Origin of the sequence: Zoogloea sp. (assembly GCF_041911615.1) — a bacterium.
Taxonomy (GTDB): domain Bacteria; phylum Pseudomonadota; class Gammaproteobacteria; order Burkholderiales; family Rhodocyclaceae; genus Zoogloea.
The window spans coordinates 46,564-67,224 of record NZ_JAYROR010000037.1; the positions used below are offsets into that span (position 1 = coordinate 46,564).

The following is a 20,661-nucleotide window of genomic DNA, read 5'->3' on the forward strand; positions in this document are numbered from 1 at the left end:
GACGATGATGCGCCGCTCGGGTGGCTTGCCGCTGGTCCTGGGCGCCCTGCTGGGGATGCCGGCCTGCGCCGGCCCGACGGCGGCGGCGCCACGGGGGCCGGCGGTGATCGTCGGCTTCGGCGAAGCCATCAACCCCGCGGCGCCGGCCACCCTCACCCTCCTCGCCCAGGCCAGCGGCGCCGGCGTCCGGCTCGTGGCGACGATCGCCCCGCACAGCGCCGCCTACCAGCTCGACTGCCCGCCCGCCGATCCGGACTGCAGCCGGGCGCTCGCCGCGCTGCGCGTCCATCCGGCCGTCCGCACCGTCGATCTCGATCAGAAAAAGGGTTTCCGATGAAAGCCGCGCTCCACTTCTGTACCGCCTTCCTCGGTCTCGGGTTGCTGGCCGCCGTCCCCGCGCGCGCCGACACCGCCGCCGAGGCACGGGTCATCGTCAAGCTCAAGGCCGCTTCGCCGCTCAAGCAGATCCAGGCCGCCAACAGCGTGCAGCGCCTCGGCCAACGTCTGGGCATCGCCGCCCAGATGGTCGGCCAGCCCGCGCCCGACCTGCACGTGATGCGCGCCAGCGGGCTCAGCTCCGACGCCCTCGCCGCCCGGCTCGCCCGGGAAGCGGACGTCGAATATGCCGTGCCCGACCGCATCAAGACCATTCGCGCCGCGCCCAACGATCCGCTGTTCGCCAACCAGTGGTATCTCCAGGCCGCCGGCCCCACCCAACCCGCCGCCACCAACGCCCTCGCCGCCTGGCAGCTCAGCCCCGGCAGCGCCGGCGTGATCGTCGCCGTCGTGGACACCGGCGTGCGCCTCGACCACGAAGACCTCGGCGGCAAGCTGGTGCCCGGCTACGACTTCATCACCGACGACCTCCTCTCCGGCGACGGCCAGAGCGGTCGCGATGCCGACCCTTCCGACCCGGGCGACTACCTGTCGTCGGCCGATCTGACCAACGCCGCCCTGCGCAGCCTGTGCGGCAACCCGAGCACCACCCACGGCAGCTCCTGGCACGGCACCCAGGTAGCCGGCATCGTCGCCGCCGAGAGCAACAACGCCCGCGGCATCGCTGGCATCGGTGGCGCCAGCCGCATCCTCCCGGTGCGCGCCCTCGGCAAGTGCGGCGGTTTCGACTCCGACATCATCGCCGGCATGCGCTGGGCCGCCGGCCTGCCCGTCACGGGAGTTCCCACCAACCCCAATCCCGCCCGGGTCATCAACCTGAGCCTCGCCGGCGCTGGCACCTGCAGTGCCGCCTACATCGACGCGATCGGCCAGATCCGCGCCGCTGGCACCCTCGTCGTGGCCGCCTCGGGCAACGAGACCAGTCCCGTCGAGGAGCCTGCCAACTGCCCCGGCGTGCTCGCCGTCGCCGGCGTCCGCCACACCGGCACCAAGGTCGGCTATTCGAGTTACGGCGCCGAGGTGGGCATCAGCGCGCCGGCCGGCAACTGCGTCTACACCGGCGCCGGCCAACCCTGCCTGTACCCCTTCATCAACACCATCAACTTCGGCACTTACGGCCCGACCGCCAATGGCTACACCGGCATCCACGACGTCACCATCGGCACCAGCTTCGCGGTGCCCCTGGTGGCCGGCACCGCCGCGCTCATGCTCGCCGCCAACCCCGCCCTCGGCGAGGCCGAGGTCGCCACCCGCATCCGGCGCAGCGCCAGCCGCTTTCCGGTCGACCCGACTCTGCCGACGTGCCCCACGGTGACCGCCGACGGCCAGTGCAACTGCACCAGCAGCACCTGCGGCGCCGGCATGCTCGACAGCGCCGCCGCGGTGGCCGCAGCCATCGACGGCAGCGCCCTCAACCCGGTCGCGCGGATCACCCTGCCCGACTCGGCCCTGGCCGGCACCGCCCTCACCCTCGGCTCCGGCGACAGCGCCGCCGCCACCGGCGCCACGCTGGTCGCCTGGAAGTGGAGCCAGCTCGGCGGCCCCGCCACCGGCACCTTCGGCGCCGACACGCCGAGCACCACCTTCACCGCCCCGATCGCCGGCGACTACCTCCTGCGCCTGACCCTCACCGACAGCGCCGGCCGCAGCAGCGCCCAGGACGTCACCCTGACCGTGCTCGACGCGCCGGTCCAGCCCAGCGGCAGTGGCAGTGGTGGCGGCGGTGGCGCCCTCGACCTGACCAGCCTCGTCGCCCTGCTGGCCGGCGCCGCCTTCACCCTCCACCGCCGTCTCCGCTGAGCCATCGCCATGAAACGCCGCCCCGCCCTGCTCCAGCTCTCCCGCGATCATCACACCGCGCTGGTCCTGGCCAAGCGCATCGCCGCCGCCCACGACGACGACGCCATCGACGCCCTGATCGCCACCGTCCCCGGCACCTTCGCCCACGAACTGGAGCCCCACTTCCAGGCCGAGGAGGGCGACCTGCTGCCGCGCCTCCAGGCCGCCGGCGAAGCCGCGCTGGTGGCCCGCACCCTCGACGAACACCGCCTGCTGCGCGCGCTCGCCGCCCGCATCGGCGCAGGCGACCGGGCCAGCCTCGCGCCCTTCGGCCTCGCCCTGCACGATCACGTGCGCTTCGAAGAGCGCGAACTCTTCGTCACCGCCGAACGCGTGCTGCCCGCGGCCTTCCTCGACTTCGCCACCTGACGGGCGCCGCGCGGGACGCCCCTGAACGGCATCCCGCGCCTCAAGTAGGGCTTGCATCTATAACTGTTTATTTTTACAGTTAACGGATGCCCGATGTCCCGCCTCCGTTCGCCGAGCTTTACGCCCGCTCCAGTTTCAGCTTCCTCACCGGGGCCTCCCACCCCGAGGAGCTGGTTCACCAGGCCGTCGCCTACGGCTACCACGCCCTCGCCATCACCGACGAATGTTCGATGGCAGGCATCGTGCGCGCCTGGGCCGCCTGGCGGGAATACCCCGAGGGCACCCTCAAGCTCATCGTCGGCACCAGTCTCCGCCTGGCCGACGGCCCCTGCGTCGTCCTGCTCGCCACCGACCGCAGGGCCTACGGCCGCATCGCCAGCCTCGTCAGCCGCGGGCGCAGGGCCGCCGACAAGGGCAGCTATCACCTCACCCGTGCCGATCTGGCCGACGGCCTGCCGGACTGCCTGGCCTTGCTGGTAGCGCCGGACAGCCTTGCCCCCGCGCCGGCCCTGGCCGACGATGCCCGCTGGCTCGCCCAACGCTTTCCCGGCAAGGCCTGGCTCGCCGCCCCGCTCCACCTCGGGCCCGACGACGACACCCGGCGCGACGCCATCGCCCGGGCCGCCGCCGCGGCCGGCGTTCCGGTGGTCGCCACCTGCGCGCCGTTGATGCATGTCGCCAGCCGCCACCGCCTCGCCGACGTGCTCACCGCCCTGCGCCACCGGGTCAGCGTCGACGAAGCCGGTTACCGCCTCGCCGGCAATGCCGAACGGCGCCTGCAGCCCCGCGCGGCGCTGGCCCGTCGTCATCCGCCCGAATGGCTCGCCGAGACCCTCGCCATCGCCGCGCAATGCACCTTCTGCCCCGCCGAGCTGCGCTACGAGTACCCCGAGGAGATCGTTCCCCCCGGCGCCACCCCGGCCAGCCACCTGCGTCATCTCGTCGCCCAGGGCCTGCAGGCGCGCTATCCGCCCGGGCCCGACGGCCAGGATCGGGTGCCCACCGACATCCGCCAGCGCGCCGGGAAGGAGCTCGCGCTGATCATCGAGCTCCGCTACGAGGCCTTCTTCCTCACCGTCGAGGATATCGTCCGCTTCGCCCGCAGCCAGGGAATTCTGTGCCAGGGGCGCGGCTCGGCGGCCAATTCGGTGGTGTGCTTCGCCCTCGGCGTCACCGCGGTCGACCCGGCCGAAGCCACCCTGCTGTTCGAGCGCTTCGTCTCCCGCGAACGCCAGGAACCGCCCGACATCGACGTGGATTTCGAACACGACCGGCGCGAGGAGGTCATCCAGTACATCTACCGCAAATACGGCCGCGAGCGCGCCGCCCTGGCGGCCACGGTGATCCGCTACCGCCCCAAGAGCGCCCTGCGCGACGTGGGCCGGGCCCTCGGTTTCGACCCGGGTCAGATCGACCAGCTCACCCGCCGCCTCGCCTGGTGGGACGGCCTCCAGGTGGCGCCCGAGCGCATCCGCGAGGCCGGCCTCGATCCGGCCAGCCCCCGGGTGCAACTGCTGCTCGAACTCGCCAACGAACTCGTCGGCTTTCCGCGCCACCTCTCCCAGCACGTGGGCGGCTTCGTCATCTCCCGTGGGCCGCTCGCCGAGCTGGTGCCCGTCGAGAACGCCGCGATGCCGGGTCGCACCGTCATTCAGTGGGACAAGGATGACCTCGAAGCCCTCGGCCTGCTCAAAGTGGACGTGCTCGCCCTCGGCATGCTCTCGGCGATCCGTCGCAGCCTGGCGCACATCGCCCGCTGGCGCGGCACGCCCTTCGGCATCCTCGACATCCCGCGCGAAGAACCGGCGGTCTACGACATGCTCTGCCGCGCCGACGCGATGGGCGTCTTCCAGGTCGAATCCCGCGCCCAGATGAGCATGCTGCCGCGCCTGCAGCCCCGCTGTTACTACGATCTGGTCGTCGAGGTGGCCATCGTGCGGCCGGGGCCGATTCAGGGCGGGATGGTCCACCCTTACCTCGACGCCCGTGCCCGGGTCGCCCGCCAGGAACCCATCGTCTATCCCCGGCCCGAGATCGAACCTGTGCTCCGGCGCACCTACGGCGTTCCCATTTTCCAGGAACAGGTCATGCAGCTCGCCATGGTGGCCGCCGGCTTCAGCGCCGGCGAGGCCGACCAGCTGCGCCGCGCCATGGGCGCCTGGGGCCGCAAGGGCGACCTGCTGCGTTACCAGGCCCGGCTCACCGCCGGCATGCTCGGTCGCGGCTACGCTCCGGCGTTTGCCGAGGCCCTGTGCCGGCAGATCCAGGGTTTCGGCAGCTACGGTTTCCCCGAATCCCACGCCGCCAGCTTCGCCCTGCTGGTCTATGTCTCGGCATGGATCAAGCGCTTCGAACCCGCCGCTTTCCTGTGCGGCCTGCTCGACAGCCAGCCGATGGGCTTCTACGGCCCCGCCCAGCTCATCCAGGACGCCCGCCGCCACGGCGTCGAGGTCCGCCCCCCGGACGTCCAGGCCAGCGACTGGACCTGCACCCTGGAACCCTCCGGCGCCGACCCCGCCCGCCCCGCCGCGCGCCTCGGCCTGCGCCTCGTCAAAGGCTTCAACCCGGAAGCCGCCACGCGCATCGCCCGCGCCCGCGAAGCCGGCCCCTTTACCCGCGTGGATGAACTGGCCCGTCGTGCCCACCTGTCCACCGCCGAGCTGCGCACCCTCGCCGCCGCCGGCGCACTGGCCAGCCTCGCCGGACACCGGCGCCAGGCCTGGTGGGCCGCCGCCGGCAGCCAGGCCGCGCCGGGCCTGCTCCACGACGCCCCCATTCCCGACGCCCCGCCCGATCTCCCGGCCCCCGCCGAAACCCAGGACGTCATCGCCGACTACGCCCGCCTCGGCTTCAGCCTCGGCCGCCATCCGCTCGCCTTCCTGCGCAGCCGCCTTGCCGACGAGCGCTTCCTCAGCGCCGCCGAAATCGCCGACTGCCCCGATCGCAAGCTCGCCCGCAGCGCCGGCATCGTCACCTGCCGACAGCGTCCGGGCACCGCCAAGGGCACGATGTTCGTCACCCTCGAAGACGAAACCGGCTGGATCAACGTCATCGTCCGCCCCGAACTCCTCGAGGCCGAACGCCGCATCCTCCTCGGCGCCACCCTGCTCGGCATCTACGGGCAGATCGCCCGCCAGGGCAGCGTCGTGCACCTGCACGCCAAGCGCATCGTCGACCGCTCGGCCCTGCTCGGCAGCCTGAGCCCCCGCAGTCGCGACTTCCACTGAGCCCATCCGGAACAAATCGGCGCGTCGCTGCGAAAAACCGCACGGGATACGCCGCACCCCATTCCGTCCGGGCGGCCCATGCGCATAAAATCCGTCGCCGCGCCCATGCCGGCCACTCCCGACTTCGCCACTCCCGGCTTTCACCCGCCCACGAAACACGCACCCGATGATCTGGCTCGACAACGCGAGAATCGCCGCCATCCTGGCCGTGGTCATCCTCCACAGCGCCGTCAGCGGCGTGGTCGACACCGACCTGGGCTCCGGCTACTGGTGGGCCGGCAATCTCTACAGCGCCTTCAGCCGCTGGTGCGTGCCGGTTTTCGTGATGATCAGCGGCGCCCTGCTGCTCAGCCCCGCCAGGCAGGAGAGCCTCGGCACCTTCTATCGCAAGCGGATGTCCCGCGTGTTGTGGCCGTTCCTGTTCTGGTCGGCCTTCTTTCTCGGCTGGACGCTGGTCAAGGGCATCGCCAAGGGCAAGCCGCCCGCACCGGGCCTGCTCGCCCTGCGCTTCGCCAGCGGCGAGCCCTACTACCACTTGTGGTTCCTCTACATGCTGATCCCGCTCTACCTGTTCGTGCCCTTCCTGCGCAAGGTGGTAGCCCACGCCTCGCGGCGCGAACTCGTCGTGCTCACCACGATGGGCTTCGTGCTGGCGGCACTCGCCCTGATCCACAGCCGTCTGCACGCCCAGTCGGCGAGCTTCTTCCCCGTCTGGTTCCTGTCCTACCTGCCGTACTTCCTGCTCGGCCATCTCATCGCCAGCGACACCCGTCCGGTGTCGCCCGCGCTGGCCTGGAGCGGCTTCATCGGCTGCAGCCTGCTCACCGCCGCCGGCTGCTACGCCCTGGCGAGCCGTGCCGGCCTCGCCAACGGGCTGTACTGCTACGACTACCTGTCCGTCACCGTCATACCCATGTCGGCCAGCGTCATGTATCTGCTCAAGACGTGGCAGCGCCCGCTTGCCGGCCCCGGCGCCACCGGGCGGATCGCCGGCCTCACGATGGGCGTCTACCTGATCCACCCGCTGTTCCTCGAAATCCTGCAACGGGTCGGCCTCGGGCCGCTGGACTTCCATCCCGCCGCGGCCATTCCGCTGGTTGGACTGGCCGTGTTCGGTCTCTCGCTGATCGCCGCCTACCTCCTCGACCACCTGCCGGTGCTGCGCCGGACACTCTGAGCCCCGCCTGGCGCCTCCCGATGCCGCGATCCATTTGGTATCGTTCGGCGATGCCACACGAGGAGGAGCCAACCATGAACCAGAACAAGAGCACGTTCGTGCGCCCCCAGGGGCGCAACACCGGCAAGGTCGTCAGTGCCGCCGACGCCGTCAAGCTGATCCGCTCCGGCGACACCATCGCCACCACAGGTTTCGTCGGCATCGGTTTTCCCGAAAACATCGCCATCGCCCTCGAGCAGCGTTTCCTCGACACCCGCGAGCACGACCCGCAAGGCCGCGGCAAACCCGAGGGCCTCACCCTCGTCTATGGCGCCGGCCAGGGCGACGGCAAGGATCGCGGCCTCAACCATCTGGGCCACGACGGCCTCGTCGCCCGCGTCATCGGCGGCCACTGGGGCCTGGTGCCGCGCCTGCAGGAGCTCGCCGTCGCCAACCGCATCGAAGGCTACAACCTGCCCCAGGGCGTCATCACCCACCTGTACCGCGACATCGCCGCCGGCAAGCCCGGTACCCTCACCCGCGTCGGGCTGGGCACCTTCGTCGATCCGCGCCACGGTGGCGGCAAGGTGAACAGCCGCACCACCGAAGATCTCGTCCGCGTCATGGAAATCGACGGGGAGGAATACCTCTTCTACAAGGCGTTCCCGATCAGCGTCGGCATCATCCGCGGCACCACCGCCGACCAGGACGGCAACATCACGATGGAGAGGGAAGCGCTCACCCTCGAAGCCCAGGCCATCGCGATGGCCGCCCACAACAGCGGCGGCATCGTCATCGCCCAGGTCGAACGCGTGGCCGAATCCGGCTCGCTCAACCCCCGCCAGGTCAAGATTCCCGGCATCCTCGTTGACTGCGTGGTGGTGGCCGAACGCCCCGAGTGGCACATGCAGACCTTCCGCGAGCAATACAGCCCGGCCTTCTCGGGCGAGATCCGGGTGCCCGTCACATCCCTCGAACCCATGGAAATGAGCGAGCGCAAGATCATCGCCCGCCGCGCCGCGATGGAGCTGACCCCCAACGCGGTGGTGAACCTCGGCATCGGCATGCCCGAGGGCGTCGCCGCGGTGGCCACCGAGGAGCGCATCCTCGATCTGCTCACCCTCACCGCCGAACCCGGGGTGATCGGCGGCATTCCCCAGGGCGGCCTCAACTTCGGCGCCGCCGTGAACACCGCCGCCATCATCGACCAGCCCAGTCAGTTCGACTTCTACGACGGCGGCGGCCTCGACATCGCGATCCTGGGCCTCGCCCAGGCCGACGCCCAGGGCAATCTGAACGTCTCCAAATTCGGCCCCAAGCTCACCGGCGCCGGCGGCTTCATCAACATCAGCCAGAACGCCAAGAAAGTGGTGTTCGTCGGCACCTTCACCGCCGGCGGGCTCGAAGTCGGCCTCCAGGACGGGCGCCTGAAGATCCTCGCCGAAGGCCGCGCGCGCAAGTTCGTCGGCCAAGTCGAGCACCGCACCTTCAGCGGCCAGGAAGCCCTGCGTCGCCAGCAACCGGTGCGCTACGTCACCGAACGCTGCGTCTTCGAGCTCACCCCCGACGGCGTCGAACTGATCGAAGTCGCGCCCGGCATCGACATCGAACGGGACATCCTCGCCCACATGGATTTCGCGCCCGTCATCCGCGGCACCCCGCGGCCGATGGACCCGCGCATCTTCCAGGACGGGCCGATGGCGCTGCGCACCGACATCACCGCCGTGCCGCTCGAATCGCGCTTCCAGTTCGACGACGCGCAAAACATCTTTTTTGTCGATTTCGAGAGCCTGGCCCTGCACGACGCCGCCGACATCGAACGCATCCGCCAGATCGTCGAAGCGCGCCTTCTGCCCCTTGGCCGCAAGGTGCCGGTGATCGTCAATTACCACGGCTTCGATATCCGCGAATCCCTCATCGACGCCTACGCGACGATGATCGAGGGCCTCATGGAAACCTGCTACAGCCGCGTAACCCGTTATGCCACCAACACTTTCCTGAAAGCCCGGCTGGGCGAGGCGCTCAGCGCCCGCCATCTCGCCCCGGGGATCGTGGACTCCGCCGACGAGGCGCGAGCGCGGCTCGCCGACGGCGCATGACGCTCGCACCGGAACGACTGTTGCTGCAGTGCAACATACAGTCGTTCGAACTGCGATTTTTTGAGGTCTGTCACTTTTTGCGGCAGTTGCCTGTGATATTGTTTTCCGCATGAGTTCTCGACCGGCAACCGACCGGCGTCTCTAGGCCCAAAGTACAAAATTCGTGGAGGAAGGATCAATATGGCTACCAAGCAAGAACAGCAACTGAACGAAATCCAGAAGAAGAACCTCGAAGCCGCCATGCGTCTGGCTCAGCTGTCCATCGAGAACTCCCAGCGCATCATGGAACTGCAGGTTGGCACCGCCAAGTCCCTGTTCGAAGAAGGCGTCGCCAACGCCAAGGCCCTGTCCGGCGTCAAGGATCCGGCCGAAGCCATGAACCTGCGCACCAGCTACGCGCAGAGCACCACCGAAAAGATGCTCGCCTGTGCCCGCGAGATCGCCGAGATCACCGCCAAGACCCAGGCCGAAGTCGGCAAGATGGTCAGCGAGCAGCTCACCGGCGGCGGCGCCGACATGTTCGAATCCATCCAGAAGATGTTCAAGGGCATGCCCATCGGCGACCACAACGCCCTCGGCACCATCCAGGGCGCCATGGACACCGCTCGCGCCGCCTACGAGCAGATGACCAAGGCCTCCACCGAAGCCTTCCAGGCCTTCACCAAGATGGGCGCCAAGAAGTAATCGCACGGCTTCTTCCGCATCATCGAAAACGGCACCTTCGGGTGCCGTTTTTGTTTCTGGGCGCGCCGCGCCGATACCCGAAAAATCATCTGATTCCTCATCGACCGCGTCGAATCACACGCCCGTAACCTCCCGGAAACACTGCAATGCGATAGTTCGGGCCCCAAGATTTCCCCTTCACCCGTACCTTTCCGGAGGTTTCCGCAGCATGTTGAAACCAGTATTTCTCGCCGTGGCCGCTGCCACTGCGCTCCTCGCCGGCTGTGGCGGCAACAGCAACAACAGCAGCTCCGCCGACGCACCCAAGAACGTCATCTTCTTCCTCGGCGACGGCATGGGCATGACCACCCAAACCGCCGCCCGCATCTACAAGGTGGGTGAAGACGGCGAACTGACGATGGACACCCTGCCCGAGTCCGCCTTCGTCAAGACCTACTCCAACAACGCCCAGGTCACCGACAGCGCGCCCTCGATGGCCGCCTACATGACCGGCGTGAAGATGAACAACGAAGTCATCTCGATGACGCCGGAGACCTCCGCCTTCGACGCCACCGGCAAGGACTACCTCTCCGGCACCGACAGCACCTGTCCGACCAGCGGCAACGGCACCGCCGTCACCACCCTGCTCGAACTGGCCAAGAAGGCCGGCTGGAGCACCGGCGTGGTCACCACCACCCGCGTCACCCACGCCACGCCGGCCGCCACCTACTCCCACATCTGCCACCGCGACGGTGAGAACGCCATCGCCGCGCAGGTCGTGCCCGGCGGCACCGGCACCGGCATCAACGCCTACAACACCGCGCTGGGCGACGGCCTCGACGTCCTGATGGGCGGCGGCCGCCAGTTCTTCCTGCCCACCGCCGCCGGCGGCAAGCGCACCGACGGTCGCGACCTGACTGCCGAGTTCGTCGCCAAGGGCTACACCTACGTCAAGAACAAGACCGAATTCGACGCCGTCGCCGCCAGCGACAAGACCCGTCTCGTCGGCCTGTTCACCAGCAGCCACATGAGCTACGACCTCGACCGCGATCCCGCCGTCGAACCCAGCCTGGCCGAGATGACCACCAAGGCCATCGACATCCTGCAGAAGAAGGGCAGCAACGGCTTCTTCCTGATGGTCGAAGGCGGTCGCATCGACCACGCCCTGCACGAAACCACCGCCAAGAAGGCGCTGCAGGACACCGTGGCCTTCGACGACGCCATCAAGGCTGCCATCGACAAGATGAAGCTCAGCGACGCCGATCTGAAGAACACCCTGATCGTCGTCACCGCCGACCACGACCACACCCTGGTCCTGAACGGCTACGCCGCCCGCACCGGCGCCACCACCGCCAGCAACCCGGGCGTGCTCGGCTTGCTGAAGAACTTCGTGAACGGCGCCCTGGGCACCGACAGCGGCGGCAACCCCTTCACCATCATCGGCTTCGGCAACGGCGAAAACCGCCCCGCCAACCGCGGCGCCCTCACCGACGCCCAGGTCGCCGACAAGGCCTACCACCAGGAAGGCGCCATTCCGATGGCGGCCGGCAGCGAGACCCACGGCGGCACCGACGTCTTCCTCGGCGCCATCGGCCGCGGCGCCGAGAACTTCACCGGCGTCATCACCAACACCGAAGTGTTCAACCTGATCCGCAAGTCGGTCGGCCTGTAAGCGGAGAGCCCACGATGAAAACCCACTTCAAGACCTGCGCCGCCGCCATCGCCCTGATCGGCGCGGCAAGCTCGGCCCTCGCCGCCGGCGAAGCCACCAACGTCATCTTCTTCCTCGGCGACGGCATGGGCCCCACCACCGTCACCGCCAGCCGCATCTACAAGTACGGCGAAGCCGGCGCACTGACGATGGAAAGCCTGAAGCGCACCGCGCGCATCAAGACCTACTCCAACGACGCCCAGACCACCGACTCCGCGCCGTCGATGGCCGCCTACATGACCGGCCTCAAGATGAACAACGAAGTGCTCTCCATGAGTGCCGACACCAAGGCCTACAACGGCACCACGCCTTACGTGAGCGGTGCCAACAGCACCTGCCCGGGCACCGGCAACGGCACCGCCGTGCCCACCCTGCTCGAGCTGGCCAAGGCCGCCGGCAAGTCGGTCGGCGCCGTGACGACCACCCGCGTCACCCACGCCACCCCGGCCGCCACCTACGCCCACATCTGCCACCGCGACGGCGAGAACGACATCGCTGCCCAGTTCGTGCCCGGCTCCGGCAAATACAACGCCGCCCTCGGCACCGGCGTGGATGTACTGCTCGGCGGCGGCTGGCGCTTCTTCGTGCCCAACACCGTCAGCGGCGGCAGCCGCACCGACGGCCAGGACCTCACCGCCAAGCTCGTCGGCGCCGGCTATACCTATGTGAACAGCGGCACCGCCTTCAAGGCCCTGCCCGCCAGCACCACCAAGCTGGTCGGCCTGTTCAACCGCGACCACCTCAACTACGAGCTGGACCGCGCCAAGCCCGCCAATGCCATCGACGAGCCCAGCCTCGCCGACATGACCCAGAAGGCCATCGAAATCCTCCAGAAGAACGGCAAGGGCTACTTCCTGATGGTCGAAGGCGGCCGCATCGACCACGCCCTGCACGGCACCAACGCCAAGCGCGCCCTCGAGGACACCATCGCCTTCGACGACGCCATCAAGCGCGCCCTCGGCATGGTCGACCTGAAGAACACGCTGATCGTCGTCACCGCCGACCACGACCACACGATGACCTTCAACGGCTACGCCCACAAGGGCAACCCGATCCTCGGCAAGGTCACCGACATCAAGCAGACCACCGTCCAGAAGACCCCGGTGCTCGCCAAGGCCGCCGACAACCTGCCTTACACCGCCCTGGTGTTCGGCAACGGCGGCGGCCCCCGCAAGGCCGTGCGCGACGACCTCACCAACGTCGACACCGCCGACGACAACTACCTCCAGGAAGTGGGCGTCAACCTGGGCTCGGCCGGCTCCGAGACCCACGGCGGCGGCGACGTGATGCTGTTCTCCACCGGCGCCGGCAACGCCGGTTTCAAGGGCACGATGGTCAACACCAAGGTCTTCGGCCTGGTGAAGTCCGCCATGGGCCTCTGAGCCCCCGGCACGCCCGTATCGATCCCAAGGGTTTGACGACGAACCGACGTCGACATGCCATTTCACCCGGCCACCTCCGTGGCCGGGTCTTTTTTTCGATCACCGCCCCACCCAACGCGCGGCCGGCCCGCACCGCCTGCGCCCGACACGTCATGCACAAGATCCTGATCCGCACCCTCTGCGGCGCCCTCATCGCCACCGCCGCCCACGCCGACGACCTCGCCCTCAAGGTCGAACACGAAACCGTCGCCCTCGGCGCCGACGGCGTCACCCGCATCACCCGCTTCGGCGAGCGCCTGATCCGCCGTGACAACCAGAGCTGGGTGGCCCGCATCCTGCCGCCCGGCGCCCACGAAGAAGCCGACCACCAGGCCGGCGGCAAGACCCACAAGCACATGGACGTTTCCGCCGCCTCCCGCTGGGTGCAGCGCGGCGAAGACGGCAAGCTGCGCGTGCGCATCGTGAACGGCCACGAAAAGATGATCGTCGACGTCGCCCCCGTCGATTACGCCAACATCGGCTTCGATGGCCGCTGGACCACCGCCGCCCAGCTCCTCGACCCCGAGCAGATCAAGCGCATGAAGCCCATTCCGCGCAGCGCCCCGGCCGGCGCCCGCTGGTACGAAGGCGGCACCCGCGACGCCAAGGTGCAGGTACTGTGGGACGAAAGCGCCCGCTACCCGCGCCGCATCGAATCCACCAACGCCAGCGGCACCCAGCGCGCCACCCTCACCGCCACCCGCGAAGCCATGCCCGCCACCCTGCCCTGGGCCACGCTCACCGGCTACGCCCAGAAGGAATACTCCGACCTGCTCGACTGAGCGGGCACCACGCGGTGCGCGGCGGCCCCGCGCCGGCTATCATGCCGCGGAGCCCCTCCCGCCCAGCGCCGCCATGCCGATCCACGACGCCCACCCGCCCCACGCCCACAGCCTGCTCGAAGACATCCAGGCGATGCTCATCGGCTGCCTGTTCACCGCCCTCGGCGTGGTCCTGCTGCGCGAGGCGCGGCTGCTCTCCGGCGGCACCACCGGCCTCGCCTTCATCGGCCACTATCTTTCCGGCTGGCGCTTCGGGGTGGTGCTGTTCCTCATCAACCTGCCGTTCTACGTGTTCGGGCTGCGGGCGCTGGGGCTGCGCTTCACGGTCAAGACCTTCTGCGCCATCGGCCTGCTGTCGCTGTACGCCGAGCTGCTGCCGGGCCTGGTCGGCTTCCGGCACCTCGACCCGCTGTTCGCCGCGATCATGAGCGGGCTGCTGATCGGCATCGGCATCCTCATTCTGATCCGCCACGGCGCCAGCCTCGGCGGCGTCGGCGTGCTGGCGATCTACCTCCAGAAAACCCGCGGCTGGCGTGCCGGCACGGTGCAGATGGGCTTCGACAGCGTGATCCTCGCCCTCGGTCTGCTGGTGGTGTCGCCGGCCCAGGTCGCCCTCTCGGTGCTCGGCGCGGCGGCGCTCAACCTCGTCATCGGCGTCAATCACCGGCCCGACCGCTACCACGGCTTCTGAGGCGGCCGGCGCGGCTTAACCGCAGCGCAACATTCCACCGTTATCTTCCACGTCATCCCGACTTACGGCGGCGCCACGCGCCGGCTTGTTCCCGTGGCCATGGCGTTCCTTCCGCTACCCCATCCCGATTTCCGCTTCCTGCGCCTGTGCGCCGTCCTGAGCGGCCTCGTGCTGCTGTCCGCCTGCACGCCGCGCCAGCTCGTGATGAGCCAGTTCGCCGACGCACTCGCCAGCCAGGAAAACGCCGCCGAGGACGACCTCGAACTCGCCCGCGACGCCGCCCCCTACCACCTCAAACTCTCCGAATCGGTGCTGCGCCCGCAGCCCGCCCACGCCGGCCTCGCCGCCGCCACCGCCGCCGGCTTCACCCAGTACGCCTACGCCTTCGTCGCCTTCGAGGCCGACCGCCGCGAGGCCACCGACGCCAAGGCCGCCCAGCGCCTGCGCGAGCGCGCCGCAAAGCTCTACCGCCGTGGCCGCGACCACGCCTTGACGGCCCTCGAAGCGCGCCACCCGAACCTGCGCGCGGCCCTCGCCGACCGCGCCGCGCCGATCCGGCTGCGCGCCGACGAAGTGCCGCTCGCCTACTGGGCCGCCGCTGCCTGGGGCGGGCAGATTTCCCTCTCCAAGGACGACCCCGACACCGTGGCCGACCTGCCCCTGGCGATCCGCCTCGCCGGCCTCGCCTATGCCACCGACCCCGCCTTTGGCGACGGCAGCCTCGCCAGCCTGATGGGCAGCTTCGAAACCGCCCGCCCGGGCGGCAGCCGCGCCAGGGCCGAGGCCTATTTCGACGAGGCCCTGCGCCGGGGCGATGGCCGCAGCGCCGCCGCCTTTGTCGCCAAGGCCGAAGGCATCGCCCAGCCCGCCGGCGACAAGGCCGCCTTCACCGACCTGCTGGGCCAGGCCCTGGCCGTGCGCGACGCCCCCGACAGCCCCCTCACCCTCTCCAACGAAGTCATGCGCCGGCGCGCCCGCTGGCTGCTCGACTCGGCCGACGATTTGTTCTGAAGGAAACCTCATGCACAAGATCGGCGAACGCCTCTCCCCGCACCTCGTCTCCCTCATCGGCCTGCTCCTCGGGCTGTTGATCGGCTTCTTTGCCGGCCCTGGCCACGCCGCCGGCAACCAGCTTCGCATCGGCACCCTGGCCCCCAAGAACTCGCTCTACCACCGCCAGTTGCTGGAAGTGGGCGAAGCCTGGCGCGCTGCCCAGGGCGAAGGCGCCAAGTACGTGGTGTATCCCGACGGCAGCCAGGGCGGCGAGACCGACATGGCACGCCGGATGCGCATCGGCCAGCTGCAGGGCGCCCTGCTGTCGGTGGTCGGCCTGCGCGAGATCGAGCCCTCCATCGCCGCGCTGCAGAACATGCCGCTGCTGTTCAGGAGCTGGGACGAAGTGGACTACGTGCGCGAGAAGCTGCGCCCCGGCATCGAGAAGAAGTTCGCCGACAAGGGCTTCGTGGTGCTCGCCTGGGGCGACGCCGGCTGGGTGCGCTTCTTCTCGAAAGATCCGGCGGTGCGCCCCGACGACTACCGCAAGATGAAGTTCTTCGCCTGGGCCGGCGAGGCCGAGCAGCAGGACATCATGAAGAGCCTCGGCTACACCCCGGTGCCCCTCGAGACCAGCGACATCCTCCCGTCGATCCAGACCGGCATGATCACCGCGGTGCCGGCCACCCCCTACTTCGCCCTGGCCAGCCAGATCTACGCCACCGCCCCCCACATGCTCGACATCAACTGGGCGCCCATCGTCGGCGCGCTGGTGGTCACCCGCAAAGCCTGGGACGAGATGAGCCCCGCCGCCCAGGACGCCCTCAAGGCCGCCGGCGCCAAGGCCGGCCTGACGATGCGCACCAAGGCCCGCCAGGAGGTGGACGAAGCCGTCGAGGCCATGAAGAAGCGCGGCCTGCAGGTGCACAAGCCCACCCCCGAGCAGATGAAGGAATGGAACGAGCTCGCCGACAAGCTCTACCCGCGCATCCGCGGCAAGATGGTGCCGGCCGACACCTTCGATGAAGTCATGCGCCTGCTCAAGGACTACCGCGCCGGCAAGCGCTGATCGAAGCCGCAGCTCGGCACGCCGGGCGAAAACTTGCACGGTTTCAAGTTTGACCTGGACGCTTGCACGACAAAGGTGCGTCCTTGCAAGTCCGACTTGCAGAAAGTCCAAGTCGAACTTCAAACGATGCAAGTCGGACTTGCGAGAATGCACCAAATAGATGCATCGATCCAAGTTCGAGGAGGAACACTCCATCTCCGACTTGGGACCTTCCAAGTCCGCGATCGACGCGTGGTGTGCGAATGAATTCGCACCTACAAAAAACCTTCCTCCGCGACCAACGGCATACCTCTGCAGGGGCGAACGCGTCCGCCGGCGGAGGTCGATAAACCCACCGCCCGACACTCGATACGCACCGTCCGAATGAAGTCGCGCCCACCGCGCCAGCAACACGACGACCTGCCGGATTTCAACGCGAGCCGGGCAAACGAATCCGCCCGGCCAAAACCCCCACCGCCCCCATGCGCCGACTGCCCCCTATCGACGAAGCCATCGCCTCCACCGCGCTGGCGCTGATGACCCTGATCCCGCTGGTCGAGATCGCCCTGCGCCCGCTGCACGGTAAGGGCATCGCCAACGCGCCGCTGATCGTCCAGCACCTGGGCCTCGCCCTCGCCATGTTCGGCGCGATCCTCGCCGAGCGCGGCGGCCACCTCACCAGCCTCGGCAACAGCTTCGCGTCGGCCCGCAACCCGCTGCTGCGCGCCGTCGCCAACCACTTCGCCAAGGGTGCCGCCGCCGTGCTGTGCGGCGCCCTCGCCGCGGCCAGCTGGCAGTTCGTCGCCAGCGAAATCGACGCCGGGCGCGAGCTGGCCTACGGCGTGCCGGTGTGGGCGATCCAGACCACCCTGCCGCTGGGCTTCGTGGCGCTGGGCATCCGGCTCGGCAGCCGCTGCGCCCGCGCGGTCGTCGCGCGTGTCCTGCTGGGGCTGGCGCTCACCGCCGCCGGCTTCGCCTTCGCCCTCCACTTCGACGGCGCGCAACTGCCGCTGGGCCCCTTCGCGGTCGCCCTGCTGCTGGCCCTGCTGGCCGGGGCGCCGATCTTCGCGGTGCTGGGCGGCCTGGCGCTCGCGCTGTTCTGGTCGGAAGGGCAGCCGCTCGCCTCGGTGCCCCTCTCCCACTACCAGATCACCGTCAATCCCTCGCTGCCGGCGCTGCCGCTGTTCACCCTGGCCGGGCTGGTGTTCGCCCGCAGCGGCGCCGCGGTGCGCCTGGGCGCGCTGTTCACCGCCAGCTTTGGCGGCGGCGCCATCGGCTCGTCCATCGCCGCGGCGCTGTTGTGCTCGTTCTTCACCGCCTTCACCGGCGGCAGCGGCGTCACCATCCTGGCCCTGGGCGGCCTGCTGCTGCCGCTCCTCAAGGACGCCGGCCTGCCCGAGAAGCGCGGCATCAGCCTCGTCACCAGCGCCAGCGCGCTGGGCGTGCTGCTGGCGCCGTCGGTGCCGCTCATCATGTACGCGATCATCGCCCGGGTGCCCATCAACACCATGTTCCTGGCCGGCGTGCTGCCGGCGCTGGTGATGGTGGCCTTCCTGCTCACCGTCGGCGGCTACCTGCGCCGCGACGGCATCGCCGCGGGCGAGCGCCCAAAGGCCGACTTCGCCGCCGCACGCAAGGCGGCCTGGGCAGCCCGCTGGGAGATCGTCGCCCCGGTGGTGGCCATCGGCTCCCTGGCCAGCGGCCTCGCCACCCCCACCGAGAGCGCCGCCCTCACCGCCGCCTACGCGATCCTCACCCAGGCTGTCGCCCACCGGGAGCTGGACTGGCCGCTGCTGCGCCGCTGCCTCGCCGACTGCGCCCAGGTGATCGGCGGGGTGATGCTCATCCTCGGCATGGCGCTGGGGCTCACCAACTATCTGGTGGATGCCGGCATCCCCGACGCGGCGGTGGAATGGGTACAGCAGGCCCTGCCCAGCAAGCTCGCCTTCCTGGTGGCGCTCAACCTGTTCCTGTTCGTGGCCGGCGCGCTGATGGAGATCTACGCCGCCATCGTGGTGCTGGTGCCCCTGCTGCTGCCGGTGGCGCTGAGCTACGGCATCGACCCGGTGCACTTCGGGGTGATCTTCCTGGCGGTGATGGAGATGGGCTTCCTGTGCCCACCGGCGGGCATGAACATCTTCTTCGCGTCGGCGATGTTCGCCAAGCCGATCCGCGAAGTGGCGGCCTCGGTACTGCCGGCGCTGGCCGCCATCTTCCTCGGCGCACTGGCGATCTCGGCCTCGCCGTGGCTGGCGACGTGGCTGCCGACCGCGTTTGGCTGACGTTGTCGTCCGCTCCCATTCTGTAGGAAAGCGCCTCACCGCAGGTTAAGTCGCGGCGGTGGCCACTGTTCAAGAAGGCGATGCGGCGGAACAGATCCGCTCGTCGCCTTGCTCCGCATCAGGTCAGGCCCTGGCGATCCAGCACATCGATCACCACCGGGACGGGCTACGCCTCGCGTCCTTCTGCGCCTTGTGACGCCGCGCGTGCAATGCCCGACTCCCGTCATCTCACACCCAGTGCTTGATACGCGGCGAATCGATCCGGTATCCACACCATGCAGCGCGGCGTGCATATACCTCGCACCGTACGCCCACCGAGCGCCCCGATAGCGCGTTCCGATCCGCGCCAAGCCCTGCGCCGCAGCACCAGCCCGCCGTGCCCCCGAGCCCTTGTGGCGACCCGACAAGACGCCCTACAGCAACATTTCTCTTTCAGGTGAATGTTCTGTGCTCTATAACATTTTCATATGCAGCCATTTATTTTTTGCATATGAAATGACCCAAGATGGCACGTGTTCACGGCTCCGTTTTTTCCGTTGTCCCGTCAGAAAGTAGAAGTCCATGTGCTCACCTCGCCATCACCCACCTTGTTGCGTCACCCTCAGGCGCCGGATGGAATGCGCGGTCTTACTGCTCATGACAGCGTGCTCTCACATGTATGTATCGCCCGATGGCACCCATCACGTCATCGGCTTCGTGCATCTCGCGCTTCCTGCAGCCAACCCGGCCATCCCCTGGGGGGGCGAATCCCTGCGTGTGCAGTCCCTGGGAATTACGGTGAGTAGCGGCAGTGAAAGTCGCGCTCTGGTCATCGGCTACAGCGATGTCACCCACGTGGCGGTGCGCGAAAACACCTGTTTCGCCCCCGGATTCACGCTCATGGCAACGCCGACAGCCACCCCAACCACCACAGAGAAGGGAGAAAAATGATGAACAGTCGAGCTGAAACCTGCCGGCCGGCCATCGTCGTGCTGGCACTGACGCTGGGGGCGTGTGCATCGCCACGGGAGAACGCCATCTTCGTGACGAAGACTTCATTGTCCGTGATTGACATGGAGAGCATGCCGGTGAGTGTCACTGTGGCGTTTGATCGGACGGAGGGCTACATCGGTCCGCGGTTTAACGACGGAAATATATATCCGGTCGTGGGATACCTCGAGGCAACAGGACGGGGCTTGAGCCGGGATGTCAAGCAGACCTACGCGACGGGTTGCGCGGCAAGAATGCTGACCAAACCAGAAGCGCCGAAAGCGCCAGAGTGCAACCACGATGTACGACCGGTGCCACAAGAAAAACTGCCGGTAATGTTCTTCGCCACGTCCACGACGCTGGGGTTGAAGATTGCCCTCCAGGCCGCAAGCTTGACCCCGGAGTCCTTCACCTTTGGCTACAAACGCAAGGAAGCCTCCATCATCCCGGTTGATGAGACTCGCCAACCATCGGTTCTGGCAAGTCTCGACACCACGGGAGCCGCGGTTATTCGTGTCAATGCCCCCAGCTCAACAGATGCGAAAGCCTCTCCCCCCGCAGCCAATAGCAACTCACCGGCGGGGGATGCCCCCAACCCGGCCTTCTTTACCCTGACACAATTCTTCGCAACCGGGGTAGCTGCCGAGCAGCTCGCCTTGTCGAAGGGTGTGAGCGATACGTTCAAGTCACGGGCCGAGACCGCGGTGGGCGAAGTACAGATGTACAAAAATACGCAGGGCGAACAAGGTCGAATCGCCCTCGACACGCTCGCCTGCTTCTCTCATGTTCCGGATGCGAGCCTGTCACGGGTCTGGAGCGATGTGGAATCCCAGAAGGTGTTTGGAGACAGAGCGCCGAAATTCCTGAAGACCGTTCGCGCCACCGGCACCCCTCCTCTCGCTCAACGCCAGACTTACGCTGAATTCATGACCACCCTGGATGCCGCGTCGCCGGACTACACCACCACGCTGAAGGTACATCGAGCCACGGTCTGTGCCCTCGGGAGTTAACGCCC

General features: G+C 68.5%; 16 protein-coding genes. All 16 read left to right on the plus strand.

Annotated elements, in window-relative coordinates:
- Positions 1-4: 4 nt before the first annotated feature.
- The gene (locus tag ACE3P2_RS04275; RefSeq protein ID WP_374261436.1) at positions 5-337 is read left to right on the plus strand and encodes a hypothetical protein; all 333 of its coding nucleotides are present in this window, start codon (positions 5-7) and stop codon (positions 335-337) included.
- Positions 334-2,196, plus strand: a complete 1,863-nt coding sequence (locus ACE3P2_RS04280) for a S8 family serine peptidase (RefSeq protein ID WP_374261438.1) — start codon at positions 334-336, stop codon at positions 2,194-2,196. The genes ACE3P2_RS04275 and ACE3P2_RS04280 overlap by 4 nt, the downstream gene beginning before the upstream one ends.
- Before the next feature lie 9 nt (positions 2,197-2,205).
- Entirely contained in the window at positions 2,206-2,604 is a 399-nt protein-coding gene (locus tag ACE3P2_RS04285) for a hemerythrin domain-containing protein (RefSeq protein ID WP_374261440.1), read from the plus strand.
- An 86-nt stretch (positions 2,605-2,690) separates the two neighbouring features.
- Positions 2,691-5,831, plus strand: coding sequence for an error-prone DNA polymerase (locus ACE3P2_RS04290; protein WP_374261442.1), 3,141 nt, complete (start codon positions 2,691-2,693; stop codon positions 5,829-5,831).
- Between the two features lie 166 nt (positions 5,832-5,997).
- Positions 5,998-7,008 carry an acyltransferase gene (locus tag ACE3P2_RS04295; RefSeq protein ID WP_374261444.1) on the plus strand — a complete coding sequence of 337 codons (1,011 nt, stop codon included), beginning with the start codon at positions 5,998-6,000 and terminating at the stop codon, positions 7,006-7,008.
- Between the two features lie 74 nt (positions 7,009-7,082).
- Positions 7,083-9,086: an acyl CoA:acetate/3-ketoacid CoA transferase gene (locus ACE3P2_RS04300; RefSeq protein WP_374261446.1), complete on the plus strand. Its 2,004-nt coding sequence runs from the start codon at positions 7,083-7,085 to the stop codon at positions 9,084-9,086.
- Positions 9,087-9,266: 180 nt separating this feature from the next.
- Positions 9,267-9,770 (plus strand): phasin family protein, encoded by a 504-nt coding sequence (locus ACE3P2_RS04305; RefSeq protein WP_374261448.1) that lies wholly within the window; start codon positions 9,267-9,269, stop codon positions 9,768-9,770.
- Positions 9,771-9,978: 208 nt separating this feature from the next.
- Positions 9,979-11,421, plus strand: coding sequence for an alkaline phosphatase (locus ACE3P2_RS04310; protein ID WP_374261450.1), 1,443 nt, complete (start codon positions 9,979-9,981; stop codon positions 11,419-11,421).
- Between the two features lie 14 nt (positions 11,422-11,435).
- Positions 11,436-12,842 (plus strand): alkaline phosphatase, encoded by a 1,407-nt coding sequence (locus ACE3P2_RS04315; protein WP_374261452.1) that lies wholly within the window; start codon positions 11,436-11,438, stop codon positions 12,840-12,842.
- 152 nt (positions 12,843-12,994) lie between these two features.
- Positions 12,995-13,663: a hypothetical protein gene (locus tag ACE3P2_RS04320; protein WP_374261454.1), complete on the plus strand. Its 669-nt coding sequence runs from the start codon at positions 12,995-12,997 to the stop codon at positions 13,661-13,663.
- A 73-nt stretch (positions 13,664-13,736) separates the two neighbouring features.
- A complete protein-coding gene (locus tag ACE3P2_RS04325) occupies positions 13,737-14,354 on the plus strand; it encodes a YitT family protein (RefSeq protein WP_374261455.1) in 618 nt (205 codons plus the stop codon).
- Between the two features lie 99 nt (positions 14,355-14,453).
- Positions 14,454-15,365, plus strand: a complete 912-nt coding sequence (locus ACE3P2_RS04330) for a TRAP transporter TatT component family protein (RefSeq protein WP_374261457.1) — start codon at positions 14,454-14,456, stop codon at positions 15,363-15,365.
- 10 nt (positions 15,366-15,375) lie between these two features.
- The gene (gene dctP / locus ACE3P2_RS04335) at positions 15,376-16,416 is read left to right on the plus strand and encodes a TRAP transporter substrate-binding protein DctP (RefSeq protein WP_374261459.1); all 1,041 of its coding nucleotides are present in this window, start codon (positions 15,376-15,378) and stop codon (positions 16,414-16,416) included.
- Between the two features lie 461 nt (positions 16,417-16,877).
- On the plus strand, positions 16,878-18,677 hold the full coding sequence (locus tag ACE3P2_RS04340) for a TRAP transporter large permease subunit (RefSeq protein WP_374261461.1): 1,800 nt from the start codon (positions 16,878-16,880) through the stop codon (positions 18,675-18,677).
- Between the two features lie 654 nt (positions 18,678-19,331).
- On the plus strand, positions 19,332-19,607 hold the full coding sequence (locus ACE3P2_RS04345) for a hypothetical protein (protein ID WP_374261463.1): 276 nt from the start codon (positions 19,332-19,334) through the stop codon (positions 19,605-19,607).
- A complete protein-coding gene (locus tag ACE3P2_RS04350; protein WP_374261465.1) occupies positions 19,604-20,656 on the plus strand; it encodes a hypothetical protein in 1,053 nt (350 codons plus the stop codon). The genes ACE3P2_RS04345 and ACE3P2_RS04350 overlap by 4 nt, the downstream gene beginning before the upstream one ends.
- Positions 20,657-20,661 lie beyond the last annotated feature (5 nt).